We start from the raw sequence: 17,089 nt of genomic DNA, 5'->3' as shown, positions 1-17,089 counted from the left end.
GTTTCCCTACGTCATACCGCCGCGGTATCTCTAGATCCCGCGGCGGTATGACGATTGTCGTTTAGCCATAAATATTTAAGAAATTTACCAAATGAAAAAAAAGGCAAAAGAAGCCCTGGGGTTATTATCTGCTTTAAAATATTGGCGTTTTTTATGTTTTAAACGCTTGACAAGCAAGATTTAGCTGCTTTTAATTGCAACTAACCTATGCTGCAAATGTTTAAGAAATTTACCAAGCAGAAAAAAAGACAAAGAATCCCCGAATTAGCTAGTCTTTTACTATCTCTGTCGAGTATTGGCATTTTTTGATGTCTTGTAACGCTTTATAAGCGCGTTCAGCTTATTTAGATAAAAATCTAGATGTAGATGAAGTTTTGTAAAGACATACAGTATCTATATACTGCAAAAAATTGAACATAAGACGCCGATACATTAAGTAATCCTTACCTTTTAATCTGCAGATTGGCGAAAGCAAATACAATAGCTTCAGTTTCATGATAAGGGGGCTGGCGGAGTTTGTCAAGGAAGTTTTTCGTTTCTGTGAACCACCTGCTAACCGACAGCTAACATTAACTACCGATATCGTATCTGAAGAAGCCCCCTGGCCATTCTAAAAAATTTAATGCTGAGTACACCTTACTTTTGGCTTCCTCTATAGTGCTCCCTTCTGCTACTATATTTAGCACTCTTCCGCCATCGGAAACTAAGTTACCACTTTCATCGAATTTAGTACCAGCATGAAACACCAACACACCAGGAATGCTTTCAATCTTATCTAATCCTTTAATTACTTCTCCCTTTTGATAATCACCCGGATAGCCTTTACTTGCAACAACTACACAAACTGTAGATTTGTTGTTAAGTTCCACCATTTTGACATTTAACTTTCCTTCTGCAACTGACAACATCAATTTTAACAAATCGCAATTTGAATCAAATCTAGGTAATATAGATTGCGTTTCTGGATCACCGAATCTAACGTTATACTCGAGAAGTTTTGGGCTATCTTTGCAAATCATTAAACCAGCAAAGAGTACTCCTTTATAAGACGTACCCATGTTAACCAATGCTTGAGCTGTAGGGTATATTATTTTTTGGATAATTTTTTGCTCCATGTCCTTACTTATAATTGAAGGTGATGAGTACGACCCCATACCTCCAGTATTTTGGCTTTCATTACTTTCATCAACTCTCTTATAATCTTTTGCACACCCAAGAGTTACTACTTTCAACCCATCAATAAGAGCAAAAAAACTTACTTCTTCTCCAACTAAAAACTCTTCTATGATTATTTCTTCACCTGATTCACCAAATTTTTTCTCCACTAGCATTGAATTTATTGCTGAAAAAGCTTCGCTTTCTGTATTACATATAACCACCCCTTTTCCTGCTGCAATTCCATTTGCTTTCACTACAAGTGGAAACTTTATTTTATTGCTACGTACAAAATCTTTAGCTAACCCTTCATCAACAAAACACTCGTACTTGGCAGTTGGTATACCATATCGCTTACATAGTCCCTTGGTGAAAGACTTCGATCCCTCAAGTTTTGCAGTTGCTTGACTTGGAGCAAAAACATTTATTCCCTCTGCAACTAAATCATCAGCAAGCCCATCAATTATTGGTTGTTCTGGACCAATAACAACCAACTCTATATTTTCTCTCTTGCAAAATTGTGTAACATCCACTGAATTTTGAATATTTACATCCACAAGAGCCCCAAGATCTTTCATAGCTTGGCGACCAGGAGTTACATATAACTCAGTCAAGATAGGAGATTTTTTTAGAGCCCAAAGTAGAGCGTGCTCACGCCCACCAGAACCTATAACCAGAACCTTCATCTTTATTTCTCGCTTTTCTATATGTCAAAATTATTATTTGCTTATAACAGTATCATTACTCATGTATTTTTGCAACACGTTTGGTATTGCAATCGACCCGTCAGAATTTTGATAATTCTCCATTATGGCAATAATCGTTCTTCCTATAGCTAAAGCTGAGCCGTTTAAAGTGTGAATATATTTTTTCATCTTTTTATCAGTTTCTGAAGAGTATTTAGCGTTCATCCTTCTTGCTTGAAATGCACCACAATTTGAGCAGCTTGATATTTCTCTATATTTATTTTGCCCAGGTAACCATACCTCTATGTCATAAGTCCTTTGTGCAGCAAAACCCATATCGCCACTGCAAAGCAGCATTACTCTGTATGGCAATTCTAATTTTTTTAATATCTCTTCAGCAACACTCGTCATACGCTCAAGCTCATCATTTGATTGGTCTTCAGTTGTGATGCTTACCAACTCCACTTTACCAAATTGGTGTTGCCTTATCATGCCCCTGGTATCGCGACCTGCACTACCTGCTTCTTTACGAAAGCACTCCGAATATGCAGTAAAGCGAATAGGCAGTTCTTTTTCTTCCATTATTTTGTCAGCAACTAAATTTGTTAAAAACACTTCACTTGTGGGAATCAACCTCAATTCGTCGGTAGTTAAATACGAATCGTCAGAAAATTTCGGTAGCTGACCAACATTATACATAGCTTCGTTTTTCACCAAAGCCGGGTGGTACACCTCAGTATAGCCAAATTCATTAACATGCATTTCAAGCATACAATTTATTAGCGCTCGTCCAAGCTTAGCTAACTGTCCTTTTAATATCGTAAATCTTGATCCGGAAATTCTCGCCGCTTGTTCGAAGTCCATTAAACCTAATTTTTCTCCGAGTTCATAATGAGATTCTGGTACAAAATCAAACTGTCTTTTTCCTCCATATCTTCTCACCTCTAAATTAGAGTTCTCATCTGCGCCTATTGTCACATCTTGCGCAGGAATATTCGGCAAGTTAGATAAAACATTCACTAACTTATCCTTTTCTGCTTGTTCTTTTAAGCTGATTGCCTCTATCTCATTTGTGATGCTTTTTGACAACTCTATTTGCTCTTCACAGGGGCTCTTGCTCATTTTAAGCTTTTTTATTTCCTCTGTGATTTCATTGCGCTGCCTATTCAAATCCTGCAGTTTAGTGGTTAATGATCTTTTCTCGTGATCGATTTCTAATATCTCTTCCGCAGTAGATTCTCTAATTCCCCTGCTTTTCATTGCCTTTTCAAATCCTTCAGGGTTTTTGCGTATATATTCTATATCGTGCATATATTGTGCTATTACTAACATTGTTACTGTACTCCAAAAGCTCTTAATATTCAATATATTCTCATACTACTAAAATTATTATGGTTGATTTTTTTGTTAGAATTTGTTTAAATTTAATTAACTTAGCGTTCATAGGGTGTAGTATGTTGGGCATTACAAAAAATAATCAGAAAGAGAGCACTTACTTTGCTGGTGAGGAATTCGTTATCTACGCTACTTGTGTATGCCTAGCAGCCACATTCGCTGCTGGCTGTTTAGGGGCGGTAATAGGATCCCCTCTATTGACCTTTCCACTTGCTATGCTCATCTCTAACCCCGTAGTTTGGGTTTTAATGGGAACAATTCTTACAGTAGCATACAAAATGGTTGTTGAACCTTTATTTTACTTAGCGAAGGGTTATATTAATGGAAAAAGAGCAAGTCAAGGTGAGCAAAAAACTCCAGATGAGGGTAGTGGTATTTTTCCTGGACCAGATAATGAAGATGGGTCAACTGTTTCAGAGAACAGTAATCGCAGAAGTTCTATTGCTTCAAAAGATAGTGGTTTGGGTGGTAAAGAGTTTCATGAAAATTTGGACACTCTTGTGCATCAGACAAACAGAGGAAATTATGCTTACTGGTTATGTGATGATGACATTACACATATTGCAAGAGTTGTGTATGGGTACTCACAAAGTGAACATAGTAATAATAATGTCTATTTTCTTGCTCCTGGCTATTCTAATGGTTGGGACGAACTCACAAAAGAATTTCTTCAGAATTATAGAGGTGAATTAAAACAAAATTCTAAATTGATATTTACTTCGGTTCTTCATATTAACAACAATCATTGGGTAACTTTGGTTATTAAACCTGATGCAGGTGATAAAAAATTTAGAGCTTATTACTGTGACTCATTTGGTAATCAATTGCCAGATAATGTGCTAAATATTGTTAAAAGAGAACTGCAAAAAGAGGAATGGGTATTAGACATAAGAATTTCCCCAACTAAGCAGCAAAGTGACGGGTATAACTGTGGAATATTTGCGTTAGAAAATGCTCATAAAATTACACAAATGCTTAACGAAGACAAATCATTTGACGAAATTGACAAAAAGTTATCAGAATATAAATTTGATTTGAATGAGAAAAGAGAAGAATTTACAAGAGCGCTTATGGAAGATGAGAAATGTAAGGAAGATCTAAGAAATCGTAAGCGTCCGCCAAGGACGAAAACATCTCAGTCTTCTATTTCAAGGGAGAATGCAAGTTTGTGTTGCATTATGTAATCAATGAAAAATTACCATTGACCTTATGCCCCTCCAAATAGGAAATTTGACAATTGATTCTCCAGTTATTTTAGCTCCAATGTCTGGAGTGACTGATTATCCGTTTAGAAGTATTGTGAAGAAACTTGGTGCAAGTTTGTTAGTTTCAGAGATGATCGCAAGCAGAGCTATGATTATGCAAACTCGCCAGAGTTTGCAAAAAGCAAAAGTCGATGCATTAACTGCTGTGCAGCTTGCTGGGTGTGAGCCAGATGTTATGGCGGAGGCTGCAAAATTAAACGAGGACATGGGAGCAAAAATTATAGACATAAACTTTGGTTGCCCTGTTAAAAAAGTTGTAAACGGTTATGCAGGATCAGCGCTAATGCGTGATGAGAAAAAAGCCGCTGAGATAATTGAAGCTGTGGTCAAAGCAGTGAATATGCCAGTTACGGTGAAAATGCGCACTGGATGGAACGATGAAAATCGCAATGCCCCGAGACTTGCGAAAATTGCCGAAGACTTAGGAGCAAAAATGATCACTGTGCATGGAAGAACAAGAGCGCAGCTTTATAATGGTCAAGCAGATTGGAAATTCGTTAGAAATGTTAAAGAGCAAGTGAAAATTCCAGTTATAGTAAATGGCGATATTAAAAATTTAAATGATATTCAGAATGCTCTCAAAGAATCTGGAGCAGACGGAGTGATGATAGGTCGTGGTGCCTACGGTAAACCTTGGCTGATTAATCAAGCAATGAACTTTCTCAGTGGAAGTGAAACTTCTGAGCCAACAGCTTCAGAGAGATTAAGCATCATACTCGAGCATTACGACAATATTCTTGAGTACTATGGAAATGACACAGGAATAAAGATGGCCCGCAAACACATAGGTTGGTACAGTAGCGGGCTTCAAGGCTCATCTGAATTTCGTGTGAGAGTAAATAACATGACAGATAGCACAGAAGTGAAAGAAAATATTATTGGCTTTTTTGGTCAAGAGACACACTAGCTGTACTCAATTCGACTGATCGTATGCCACTACGCTCTCTTCCTCACCAGAGTGTAAATGACAACCATTATCCATCAACCATTCCTCGTCATAAGTTTCAATATCAAAATATTTTTCATATTTATCCACATTATCACAAAGTGAAAGTGCTCTGATCTTATTCATAATCAAACCTGTACCAGCAGGAATTAATCTTCCTACTATAACATTTTCTTTTAATCCACTTAAAGGATCACTCTTCCCGCAGAATGCTGCTTCTGTAAGTACTTTTGTTGTCTCTTGGAAAGAGGCAGCAGAAATAAAGGAGCTAGTTTCAAGACTTGCCCTAGTAATCCCCTGCAGAATAGGAAGATAATGAGTAGGCCGTTTGCCAGAGTTACTCATAGCATCATTTTCCCTATCAACTTCCAGCTTGTCAATGCTTTCGCCAACCAAGTACATAGTATCACCAGGATCAGTAATTTCCACTTTTTGTAGCATTTGTTTTAAGATCACCTCTAAATGCTTATTGTCTATACGAACACCCTGCAATCTATAAACTTGCTGTATTTCAGAAATCATATAGTGCGCTAAAGCTTCTAACCCAAGCACACGTAAAATATCATGGAGATCAGGGTCACCATCCATCAATAGATCACCTTTACGTACAAAATCACCTTCATTGACTATTACATGCTTACTTCTTGATACCAAATATTCAACTGGAGAAATTTGTTCATCTACAGGTTTAATTAATATACTGCGTTTTCCTCTACGGTCTTTTTCAGAAAACGCTACATAGCCATCTATCTCACTAACAATAGCATGCTCTTTAGGACGACGTGCTTCAAATAACTCTATAACCCTCGGTAAACCACCAGTAATATCACGAGTTTTAACTGACTCTCTTGGTGTTCTTGTAATAACATCACCTGCATGAACCTTCTGGCCATCTTGTACATTGAGCACTGCACCGATTGGTATAAAATAACATGCTTCAACGCCACTTGCGAGTGTCATTACTTTACCATTATCGTCAAGCAGCACAATACGAGGACGTAAATTAGCTCCACCAGAATGCAATTTCCAGTCTTTTACTACTTTGCTTGATATTCCTGTAGATTCATCCATCACTTCAGTGATCGAAATTCCATCTTTTAAGTCCTGATAAGACACTGTACCAGTCTTCTCCGTGATAATAGGCAATGTATAAGGATCCCATTCCGCAACTTTATCGCCAATTTTTACTGACCCACTCTCATCTACATAAAGCTTAGCGCCGTAAGGTACACTGTGCTTCAACTTCTCACTACCAAGGCTATCAATCAACATGACTTCACAGGAACGGCTTATCACAATTTTATTTCCGTTTCTATCTATAATTATATTACTATTGTTTAACTTTATTTTAGCATTAATAGAAGCTATAATATTCGAGGATTCAACGCCTCTAGTCATTACTCCACCTATATGAAAAGTACGCATCGTTAACTGAGTACCTGGCTCTCCAACAGATTGAGCAGCTATAACACCAACTGCTTCACCTATTGAAACAATTTTACCAGTTGCAAGGTCTCTTCCATAACATAAAGAACATACACCAGGACTTATTTCACAAGTTAAAGGCGATCTAATTTTTACAACATCAAGACCTGCAATGCTGATTTGCTTTACTTTATCCTCATCAATTAATTCCCCTGCTTTTACTAATAATTCTTTTGTCACTGGGTTATATATATCATTTGCAGCTGTTCTACCCAGCACAACACTCTCTAGAGATGCAACTATAGTACTTCCTTCAACTGTAGCTCTCACAACAAGACCATTTTTTGTTTTACAGTCATGCTTTGTAACTATGCAATTTTGAGATACATCAACTAAACGACGAGTTAAGTATCCAGAGTTTGCAGTTTTAAGTGCAGTGTCAGCTAAACCTTTACGCGCACCGTGAGTAGAATTAAAGTATTCAAATACGTTCAATCCTTCACGGAAATTAGAAATTATAGGTGTTTCTATAATCTCACCAGAAGGTTTGGTCATGAGCCCTCGCATTCCTGCTAGCTGTTTCATCTGTGAAGTAGAACCCCTTGCACCAGAGTTAACCATCATATACACTGAGTTGTACTTACTATTTCCATCATATATAGATATTGCTTTTAACATATCATTAGCTATCATATCCGTACACTTAGACCATTCATCTATAACCTTGTTATACCTCTCACTTCTAGTTATTAGCCCATCTTGATATTGCATAGAGAATTTCTTAATTTCACCCCTCGCGTGATCAACATGTGTAGCTTTAGTTTCAGGTATAACCATATCACAACGACCAAAAGAGACACCAGAAAATGTGGCATACTCAAAGCCAAGTACCATTAATTTATCAGAAAATGCCACTGTAGCACTTTGACCACAGTTACGATATACCAAATCAACTATACCAGTTATTTCCTTGACTGTTAATATCTGATTTATTAGATCGAAGCCTAGATTCTCATGCTTAGGAAAAATTTGCCATAATATTAAACGGCCAGGAGTTGTACAAACAGTTTTATAGTGAGTTTCACCGCTGCTATTAATATACTCCATCCTATACTTTATACTAGAATGAATATGTAAAGTACCATCACTCAAGGAATGCTCAACTTCACAAAAAGCACCAAAAGATGGTAAATTATCTTCCTTAGGTTCTTGTAAAGTCAGATAATATATACCAAGTACTATATCTTTACTAGGAACTATAATCGGTCTGCCATTAGAAGGACTTAAAACGTTATTAGTGGACATCATCAACACCCTAGCTTCAAGCTGAGCTTCCAATGAAATTGGCACATGCACTGCCATTTGATCACCATCAAAATCAGCATTAAACGCCGTACAGACAAGCGGATGAAGCTGTATTGCTTTGCCTTCAATAAGGATTGGCTCAAAAGCCTGAATACCAAGTCTATGTAGCGTAGGCGCTCTATTCAACAAAACAGGATGCTCTTTTATTACCTCTTCAAGCATATCCCAAACTTCTGGTTTTTCTGCTCTTATCAACTTACTAGCAAACTTAATAGTTGGAGCCATACCATACATCTTAAGCTTTGAGTAAACAAAAGGTTTGAATAGTTCAAGAGCCATTCTTTTTGGTAATCCACACTGATTTAGTTTCAAAGTTGGACCAACAACTATTACAGAACGTCCAGAGTAGTCTACCCTTTTTCCTAAGAGGTTCTGGCGAAAACGACCCTGTTTTCCTTTTAACATATCACTAATGGACTTTTTATATCCAACAGCACCAGCTTTATTTACCAAAGTATTACGACGACTATTATCAAAAAGAGAATCAACTGCTTCTTGTAACATCCTTTTTTCATTACGAATCATAATCTCAGGAGGATTTAAGCTCAACAATTTTCTCAACCTGTTATTTCTATTAATAATAGTCCTATAATGATGATTCAGATCAGAAACCGCAGGACGACCACTCTCAAGCGATACCAAAGGACGCAAATCAGGTGGTAAAATAGGTATAGTTGTAAGTATCATCCACTCAGGCCTATTTCCAGATTTAATGAAGTTTTCAACAATACGCAATCTCTTTATAATTTTCTTTCTTCTTATCTCAGAAGCAACAGATTCTAATTCTAGTCTTAAATCCTTCCTAATTTCATGTAAATCAAGGCGCGTTAGCAACTCTCTTATAGCTTCAACACCTTGCATAGCTACAAAACTATCGATCCCATAGCTATCTTTAGCTTCATTATAAGCTTTTTCACTAATAATCTCACCTTTTTCAAAAGGCGAAACAAGAGGATCTATTACGATATAATTATCGCTATATAAAATATTCTCAATATCTCTGAGAGACATATCCAATAATGCTCCAATTCTTGAAGGAAGCGATTTCAAAAACCATATATGAGCAACAGGAGATGCAAGCTCTATATGACCCATCCTTTCTCTTCTTACTTTAGAAGATGTAACTTCTACTCCGCATTTTTCGCATATGCGACCTCTGTGTCTTCTTTTTTTGTATTTTCCACATAAACATTCATCGTCATTGACAGGGCCAAAAACCTTAGGGCAAAATAATCCACCTTTCTCAACTTTGAACGTACGATAATTTGCAGTTGAAACATCTTCTATCTCACCACAAGATATACGCTTAATACTTTCAGGGCTAGCAATCGATATGCTAACCTCATTAAAAGGTTGTGCAATGTTAGTGTGAGATATATCTTCAATCACTACATCATTTTGCTTTAAATCTACATTTAAACATAAAGAACGTAGTTCTTTTATCATCACATTAAAGGATTCAGGAATTCCACATTCAAAATTACTGTCACCTTTTATTATCGATTCATAAATCTTAACTCTACCATTAATATCATCAGACTTCACAGTTAACATTTCCTGCAAAGTATAAGCAGCACCATAGGCTTGTAATGCCCAACATTCCATTTCACCAAAACGCTGACCACCAAAATGAGATTTTCCTCCAAGAGGTTGTTGAGTAACCAAACTATAAGGCCCTACTGAACGCGCATGAATTTTACCATCAACCAAGTGGTGCAACTTAAGCATGTACATGTAACCAACTGTAACCTTGCGGTCGAATTTTTCACCACTGCAACCGTCATATAATACAGCTTGTCCAGAGTTATCTAAACCAGCAAGTTCAAATAATTTTGCTATTTGTTCATCTTTTGGACCCTCAAATACAGGTGCAGCAACAGGAACGCCATCACGTAATTTGCGTGCAAATTCAATGAGATTATTATCACTAATATTACGAATATCATTACAGATAGATACGTTACTGCCATAGCTATAAACCTCAATCAGGAAGTTACGTAAATTGCTGTATGAACTTTTACAAGAGTTCAAATAGTTCTCTACTAACTCATTCAACTCATCATTTAGTGCATTCTTATTAGGTGTATTTAAAACAGAAGCCGTTATTTCATCATCATCAATATTTTCAATTTTTTTATTATCAAGGTATGCTACTGCAAATTGTGTAAAATTATCATCGTTAAGGGACCTAATTCCCTTGCAAAAAGCACTTTTGATCTTATTGATCTCATCGAGAATATTACTTACCTTTTCCCCTAATTTTCTACAAGCCCAACCTACATGCGTTTCCAGTATTTGCCCTACATTCATTCGTGAAGGAACACCAAGAGGGTTAAGAATAATATCAACAGGAGTACCATCTTCCAAATAAGGCATATCTTCCACTGGCACAACTCGAGAAATCACACCTTTATTTCCATGTCTACCAGCCATTTTATCCCCTGGTTGCAGACTATGTTTCACAGCAATGAAAACTTTTACTGACATCGACACACCTTGAGGCAGGTCATAACCTTCATGTAATTTTTCTACTTTTCGCTTAAACTGTGCTATTGCATGTGATACTTTTTCATCAAAATCTTTTTTTAAGCTCTTAACTTGCTCAGAAATGGATTGGTTTTTTAATCCTATACCCCACCATTGCTCACGTTCAATAGAGTCAAATTTTTCTCGATCTTGAGAACCAGAATTAATAAGAAGTTTCTTCAGTTCATCATAGAAATATTCACTAGTAACATTGATTATATAATCTCGCTCTTCCTCAAAGTCATTTATCTCTTTTTGTTTGATGAGTAATGCCCTTTCATTTTCTTCAACCCCCCTGCGTGTAAAGACTTGTACATCAATTACTGTCCCTTCAACATCTGGAGATGTATATAAAGAGGAATCCGCACAATCGAATGACTTTTCACCAAAAATTGTCATTAATAACTTCGTTTCAGGAGGCAATGAAAGAGAAGGTTTAGGTGTAACTTTACCTACCAGAATATAGCCTGGACCAACTCTTGTACCAATTTTCACTATACCACTATCATCCAAGTGATATAGATTTTCTTCATTAACACCAGGTATAGCACGAGTTATTTTTTCTGATCCTAAAGGGGTATCATGTACAACACAGTCAAATTCTTCTATATGAATAGAAGTAAAGAGATCTTTTTTAACAACTTCACTAGAAATAATAATAGAGTCTTCAAAATTATAACCTTGCCAAGACATAAAAGCGACTAGCAAATTTTTACCAAGCGCCAACTCACCACTGTTAATTGCAGGACCATCAGCTATTACATCACCCTTTTTAACATAATCACCTACGCACACTAGCGGTCTTTGATTAATACAAGTATTATGGTTAGAACGCTGAAATTTCCTTAGATGATAAATATCTACGTCCAAGTAGTTAACCCTTTCTTTATCAAAAGCACGTATAACTATAGAGTTACTATCAGAACTATCAACTATGCCATCGCGTTTTGCTAAAACTACAGCACCAGAGCCAGAAGCTACAAAAGACTCCATACCAGTAGCAACCAGAGGAGCGGTAGGCTTCAATAAAGGTACGGCCTGACGTTGCATATTTGAGCCCATTAATGCTCTATTAGCATCATCATTTTCTAAAAATGGAATCAAGGAAGCTGCAACTGATATTACCTGCTTAGGAGATACGTCAATGTAACTAACTTGGTCGCTACTTACCATGACGAAGCTACCAGCATATCTACAGTATAGCATGTCATCAACAAAGCAATTATTTTCATCAAGCTTTACGCTAGTGTCAGCTATATGATGTGAGCCTTCGTCTATAGCAGAAAGATACTCAATTTGATCAGTAACAACCCTATTGACTACTTTTCTATAAGGGCTTTCAATGAAACCATATTTATTAATACGCGCGTATATAGCTAAGCTGTTGATTAACCCTATATTTTGCCCTTCAGGAGTCTCAATAGGGCAAATTCTTCCATAATGAGTTGGATGAACATCACGCACCTCAAATCCTGCCCGTTCTCTTGTTAAACCGCCAGGACCTAACGCGGATAACCTTCTTTTATGTGTTATTTCAGATAACGGATTAGTCTGATCCATAAATTGAGATAATTGAGAAGAATTGAAGAAATCTCTTAAGACATTAGTTAACACTTTTGGATTAATAAAATCAGATGGAGAAACTTTATCTAAACTAGAAGTGGACATAGAATCAACTATTGCGCGTTCCAATTTCAACAACCCAGTTCTAAATTGATTTTCTATAAACTCTCCAACTGATCTTACTCTTCTGTTTCCTAAATGATCAATATCATCTACAGATCCTTGACCGTCACGTAACAATACTATTTTTTTCACAATTTCAATAATATCTTCATGCGTTAAAACAGTTAAATCCTCATCATAATTTAATCCAAGGTAAGAGTTAAGCTTCAACCTACCAATGTTAGACAAATCATAATATTCCGGACTGAAGAAAAGATTACGGAAAAACTCTTCTACTATCTCTAAAACAGGAACTTCACCAGGACGCAAAACTCTATATATTTCATATAGTGCATCCTGATAAGACATGTTTTCATCTAAGAAAAGCGTATTTAATATATAAGGTCCAACAAACAAATTATCTATGTTCAACACTGATATTTCATCTACAGATAATAACTCAAGCTTCTTTATGTCTTCCAGCTTTATAGATTCACCAGCAGATAAAATTTTCGTAGAGCTAGCACTATCCATTAAATCTTCTGCGAGGAATAAACCACATATAGAATTAAACGGAACCAGATACTCTTTCAATTCATTATCATATAGCTTTTTAGCTAGTCTTGAGGTAATACGAACGTTAGCTTTAAGCAGCACATTACCTTCAATATCCATTAAGTCGAAAGGCAGCCTCACTCCTTTAAATTTATCAGGAACAAAAGGCACTTTCCAACCATCTTTATGTTTTACATACTTTATTTTCTCATAAAATCTATCGAGTATATCATTATTTGATAGACCCAACGCCTTTAATAAAACTGAAATTGGCAATTTTCTTTTTCTATCAACACGAAAATACAAATGGTCTTTAACATCAAATTCAATATCAAGCCAAGAACCCCTATAAGGAATAATTCTAGCAGAATAGATCAATTTACCAGAATTGTAAGTTTTTCCCTTATCGCTATCAAAAAATACACCAGGAGACCTATGCATTTGTGAGACGATAACTTTTTCCACACCATTAATGATGAAAGTGCCCTTATCAGTCATCATAGGCAACCCACAAAAGTGGACTTTCTGCTCTTCTATAGATTTTACAACGGTTGCAAGTTTAGAATGATCTCCACTCTCTTTAATCGATTTATATTCATCAAGAGAAATACCATCCTGCATAACAACAAGACGTATAGAAGCAATAACCTGAGCAGAAAAAGTTACACCACGCTTTATACACTCAGATTCATCATACTTAGGATCATCTACCCTACAACTTATAAACTCAATAGTAGCCCTACGCAAAGGATCATTTATTGGAAAGATTGTATGAAAGATAACTTCAAGTCTTTCATTACCCTTATTCTTAGGAGTAAAAGAATCATATGATTCTTTTTGAACCTTAACCAAATCCAATAAAGAATCTTTTAAATCAATCGACCTAGAATAAGAAACTCTAGGAACAAAAGCACCAGAAGCGTACATATAAGAAGAATCAACCATTAAAATACCCCAAACTAATTAAAAGAGCTATATCAATATAAAATTAATACATTAAATATTATTCAAGCTCCACTTTAGTTGCTCCTGCTTCAATAAGTTTTTGCTTGATTTTTTCTGCTTCGTCTTTAGGAACATTAGCAGTCAAATCTTTAGGTAAAGATTCAACCAACTCTTTTGCTTCTTTTAAACCCAATGTAGAATTAACCTCTCTCACAGCTTTAATAACTCCTATTTTTTTACTCGCATCAATTTCTTTAATCACAACTTTATACTCAGCTTTTTCTTGAGCAGCAGGAGCAGCAGCATTATCACCAATAGGCGCCCCAGCACCAACAGCTCCACCAAGAAAAGAACCAGCAGGCAACCCTATTTTCTCTTCTAAAACTTTTACAAGTTCAGAAGCCTCTAATAGGTTTAAAGATAATATTTTATCAACCAAATCACTTGTTACATTACTCATAATTACCACCTTACTTAACAACAAATTTATTTTTTAGAACTATAATAATCCAAAACTCTCATAAGCCTCATAGAAGATGAATTAATAGACAACGCTAACCGAGCAGGAATATCATAAGATATTAAACGCATAATTTTAACACGCAATTCATCCAGAGAAGGCAACTTAGCCAGTTTATTAACATCTTCCACTGTTAACAATTCATTTAAATGAGCTGCGCAAATCACAGACATTTTTTCTTTGTTAGCATTAGTAAAATCAACTATTAATTTTGCAGCTTCTACTATGCCACTAGAGTATATAATAGCAACAGGACCGGAAAATTTGCCTGATAAATAAGAGAATTTACCAGTCCTTTCCAAAGCCAAGCGCGCTAGAGTGTTTTTAACTACTAATACCCCACCTGCTATAGACTTCAGACTATTCCTCAGAGTTAATGAATCATTAGCATTTATAGATTTAAAATTTACTAATATCAAGAAATCATTATTTACAAATACGTTTATTGTGCTCTGTATAAATTCATCCTTATCTTTACGCTTCACGGTATCACTCCCTTAAATTATATCTTCCACTTTGCCTATCTTATAAGCTTTACCCATAGTTGAATTTAAAAAAACACCCTTAAAGTAAATTCCTTTCGCAGAAATAGGTTTATTATCTTTAATTACTTTAAGAAAGGCTTTTAAATTTTCTAGCAAGTCATCAATATCAAATTTAATATTTCCTAATTTACCATGAATAACACCATTTTTATCTGTTCTAAATTTTACCTGACCAGACTTAATGGTTTTAATAGCTTCTGCAATGCTAGAAGTCACAGTACCAAATTTAGGGTTAGGCATCAGCCCTTTAGCACCCAATACTTTTGCAATAGGAGTGATTTTTGCCATAAAATCAGGAGTAGTAATGCACCAATCAACATCTAACTTTCTACCTTTTTTTATTTCTTCAACTAAATCCTCTCCTCCTGCAATATCAGCACCAGCTTTTTCAGCTTCTAATAAATGTTTATCTTGAGCGAAAACAGCTACTTTAATATTCTTCCCGATACCTTTAGGCAAAACTACTGTACCACGCACCTGCTCTTCAGATTTACGTGAATCTACGCCTAAATTGACCGCAATATCAACTGATTCATTAAATTTTGCTGAAGCAGACTCAACAATCTTCTTCAAACACTGCTTAGGATTATCATTATATGTATTCATTTACCTAACCTTCCACAACTTCTATACCCATAGATTTTGCAGTGCCTACAACCATTTTCACTGCTGAATCTTCATTATCCACTTTCATATCAACCATCTTGCACTTTGCTACTTTAATTATAGCAGACATAGGTAATTTAGCCACTAATTCTTTACCAGGATTACCAGAACTTTTACTTAATTTAGCCTCCTGCTTAAGTAAATAAGCCACAGGCGGACCGCTGACAGTAAAATCATGAGAGCGATCATCCTTTATGGAAATTCGCACTGTTACTAAATCGCCTACTTTATAATTAGCGTTAGCAGCACTAGTAACTTTATTAAAAGCTTCACAAAACTTAGGAACAGGTATACCACGTGGACCAAGTACTGAAGCAATTTTCGGTCCTGGAACTGCTTTCCCAGCTTCCATAAGTAAGTTAATCTTAGCAACTATAACACTCATAATTAATCCTCTATTTTCTCTACTTGAGCCAGATCAAGCTCTATTATTGTCGGCTTACCTAAAATCGATACTTCCACATTAATAATTTTTTTCTCATCGTTTACCATATTTACCTTACCAGTAAAATTTTGAAAAAGACCATCATTAATTTTCACTTTTTCACCTTTTTCATAACCATAACCTAACTTCTTTGTCTCTTGAGCATTATAAAGTGCATTACACATTGAGTGAATCTCATCATCCAAAATCACCTTTGGAATATTACCGTTTTTCAAAAATCCATAAACCTTAAGAGATTTTGGTATATTATTGATAAAATTCAATACTTCATCGCATAAATTCACGTATAAAAAGACATAACCAGGAAAGCATTTCCTTCGTGTAGCAATTTTCTTAGATTTCAACTCTACTTCACTTAGCTCTTCATATGGAATAAAAACTTCCTTAAAGTAATCATTAACACCCAATCTCATAGAATTTTCCAATATATGTTGGCGCACTTTCTCTTCACAATTGGAAGCAACTCTCAAGATATACCATTTATATCTATTAAATTCTTTACACTTTAAACTTATCTCATCATCTGAAATCATCTCAAAATCACCAGATTCACCACTGCAGAATCCAGGCGTTTGATTCAAAATATTTTTGCTTTCATCACACAGATGCATATATACATACACTTCACATAATTCTTTTATATCAGACTTTGAATTACATACCGTTTGATAAGGAATAAACACTTCCTTAAAATAAACAGCATTACTTACCAATTCGCGTATGTTTTGCTCATATCCATAATCAACTTTAATGATATACCATTTATATTCACATTCCATAAATAATTCCAAATAAAGCCTTAATTACGTAAAGAGACATAAAATCCACAAAACAGAAGAAAATCGAAAAGCATAATATAACAATCATTACAACAAATAGAGATGACAACACCTCCTGTTTCTTTACCCAAGCAATTCTTCGTATTTCTTGCTTTATATCACAGAAAAAACCACACAAACTTTTTAACATTTCCACCACAACATTA

General features: G+C 35.6%; 11 protein-coding genes. 2 read left to right on the top strand and 9 right to left on the bottom strand.

Annotated elements, in window-relative coordinates; translation table 11 throughout:
* Window positions 1-569: 569 nt before the first annotated feature.
* Both purD and serS read right to left on the bottom strand, forming a co-directional pair.
* Window positions 570-1,841, bottom strand: coding sequence for a phosphoribosylamine--glycine ligase (gene purD / locus ACQH3L_RS01585; protein WP_138264878.1), 1,272 nt, complete (start codon window positions 1,839-1,841; stop codon window positions 570-572).
* 33 nt (window positions 1,842-1,874) lie between these two features.
* Window positions 1,875-3,152 (bottom strand): serine--tRNA ligase, encoded by a 1,278-nt coding sequence (gene serS, locus ACQH3L_RS01580; protein ID WP_425385002.1) that lies wholly within the window; start codon window positions 3,150-3,152, stop codon window positions 1,875-1,877.
* Between the two features lie 143 nt (window positions 3,153-3,295).
* On the opposite strand from serS, the gene ACQH3L_RS01575 reads away from it, so the two are divergent.
* Both ACQH3L_RS01575 and dusB read left to right on the top strand, forming a co-directional pair.
* Window positions 3,296-4,420, top strand: a complete 1,125-nt coding sequence (locus ACQH3L_RS01575; protein WP_425384903.1) for a Ulp1 family isopeptidase — start codon at window positions 3,296-3,298, stop codon at window positions 4,418-4,420.
* A 25-nt stretch (window positions 4,421-4,445) separates the two neighbouring features.
* The gene (dusB, locus tag ACQH3L_RS01570) at window positions 4,446-5,408 is read left to right on the top strand and encodes a tRNA dihydrouridine synthase DusB (protein ID WP_010962313.1); all 963 of its coding nucleotides are present in this window, start codon (window positions 4,446-4,448) and stop codon (window positions 5,406-5,408) included.
* A gap of 6 nt (window positions 5,409-5,414) precedes the next feature.
* On the opposite strand, the gene ACQH3L_RS01565 is transcribed toward dusB, so the two are convergent.
* From ACQH3L_RS01565 to secE, 7 genes are read right to left on the bottom strand one after another with little or no spacing between them, the layout of a single operon-like run.
* Window positions 5,415-13,928, bottom strand: coding sequence for a DNA-directed RNA polymerase subunit beta/beta' (locus ACQH3L_RS01565; protein ID WP_425384902.1), 8,514 nt, complete (start codon window positions 13,926-13,928; stop codon window positions 5,415-5,417).
* Between the two features lie 58 nt (window positions 13,929-13,986).
* A complete protein-coding gene (gene rplL, locus ACQH3L_RS01560; RefSeq protein WP_007551887.1) occupies window positions 13,987-14,388 on the bottom strand; it encodes a 50S ribosomal protein L7/L12 in 402 nt (133 codons plus the stop codon).
* 26 nt (window positions 14,389-14,414) lie between these two features.
* Complete coding sequence (rplJ, locus tag ACQH3L_RS01555) at window positions 14,415-14,933, bottom strand: 50S ribosomal protein L10 (RefSeq protein WP_006279539.1); 519 nt, start codon at window positions 14,931-14,933, stop codon at window positions 14,415-14,417.
* A gap of 12 nt (window positions 14,934-14,945) precedes the next feature.
* Window positions 14,946-15,599, bottom strand: coding sequence for a 50S ribosomal protein L1 (gene rplA, locus ACQH3L_RS01550; protein ID WP_425384901.1), 654 nt, complete (start codon window positions 15,597-15,599; stop codon window positions 14,946-14,948).
* A 4-nt stretch (window positions 15,600-15,603) separates the two neighbouring features.
* The gene (locus ACQH3L_RS01545; protein WP_006279541.1) at window positions 15,604-16,044 is read right to left on the bottom strand and encodes a 50S ribosomal protein L11; all 441 of its coding nucleotides are present in this window, start codon (window positions 16,042-16,044) and stop codon (window positions 15,604-15,606) included.
* 2 nt (window positions 16,045-16,046) lie between these two features.
* Complete coding sequence (nusG, locus tag ACQH3L_RS01540) at window positions 16,047-16,883, bottom strand: transcription termination/antitermination protein NusG (RefSeq protein WP_070356705.1); 837 nt, start codon at window positions 16,881-16,883, stop codon at window positions 16,047-16,049.
* Window positions 16,873-17,073, bottom strand: a complete 201-nt coding sequence (gene secE, locus ACQH3L_RS01535; protein WP_022626186.1) for a preprotein translocase subunit SecE — start codon at window positions 17,071-17,073, stop codon at window positions 16,873-16,875. The genes nusG and secE overlap by 11 nt, the downstream gene beginning before the upstream one ends.
* Window positions 17,074-17,089 lie beyond the last annotated feature (16 nt).

The organism is Wolbachia endosymbiont (group A) of Sturmia bella, from assembly GCF_964030905.1.
GTDB lineage: Bacteria > Pseudomonadota > Alphaproteobacteria > Rickettsiales > Anaplasmataceae > Wolbachia > Wolbachia pipientis.
This window is presented reverse-complemented; position numbering and strand designations above follow the sequence as displayed.

What these genes read in the sequence shown, in the direction of transcription:
- ACQH3L_RS01565 (WP_425384902.1), bottom strand. Translation starts at nt 13,928, where the DNA reads ATGGTTGATTCTTCTTATATGTACGCTTCTGGTGCTTTTGTTCCTAGA.
- dusB (WP_010962313.1), top strand. Translation starts at nt 4,446, where the DNA reads ATGCCCCTCCAAATAGGAAATTTGACAATTGATTCTCCAGTTATTTTA.
- rplL (WP_007551887.1), bottom strand. Translation starts at nt 14,388, where the DNA reads ATGAGTAATGTAACAAGTGATTTGGTTGATAAAATATTATCTTTAAAC.
- purD (WP_138264878.1), bottom strand. Translation starts at nt 1,841, where the DNA reads ATGAAGGTTCTGGTTATAGGTTCTGGTGGGCGTGAGCACGCTCTACTT.
- ACQH3L_RS01575 (WP_425384903.1), top strand. Translation starts at nt 3,296, where the DNA reads ATGTTGGGCATTACAAAAAATAATCAGAAAGAGAGCACTTACTTTGCT.
- secE (WP_022626186.1), bottom strand. Translation starts at nt 17,073, where the DNA reads ATGTTAAAAAGTTTGTGTGGTTTTTTCTGTGATATAAAGCAAGAAATA.
- serS (WP_425385002.1), bottom strand. Translation starts at nt 3,152, where the DNA reads ATGCACGATATAGAATATATACGCAAAAACCCTGAAGGATTTGAAAAG.
- nusG (WP_070356705.1), bottom strand. Translation starts at nt 16,883, where the DNA reads ATGGAATGTGAATATAAATGGTATATCATTAAAGTTGATTATGGATAT.
- ACQH3L_RS01545 (WP_006279541.1), bottom strand. Translation starts at nt 16,044, where the DNA reads ATGAGTGTTATAGTTGCTAAGATTAACTTACTTATGGAAGCTGGGAAA.
- rplA (WP_425384901.1), bottom strand. Translation starts at nt 15,599, where the DNA reads ATGAATACATATAATGATAATCCTAAGCAGTGTTTGAAGAAGATTGTT.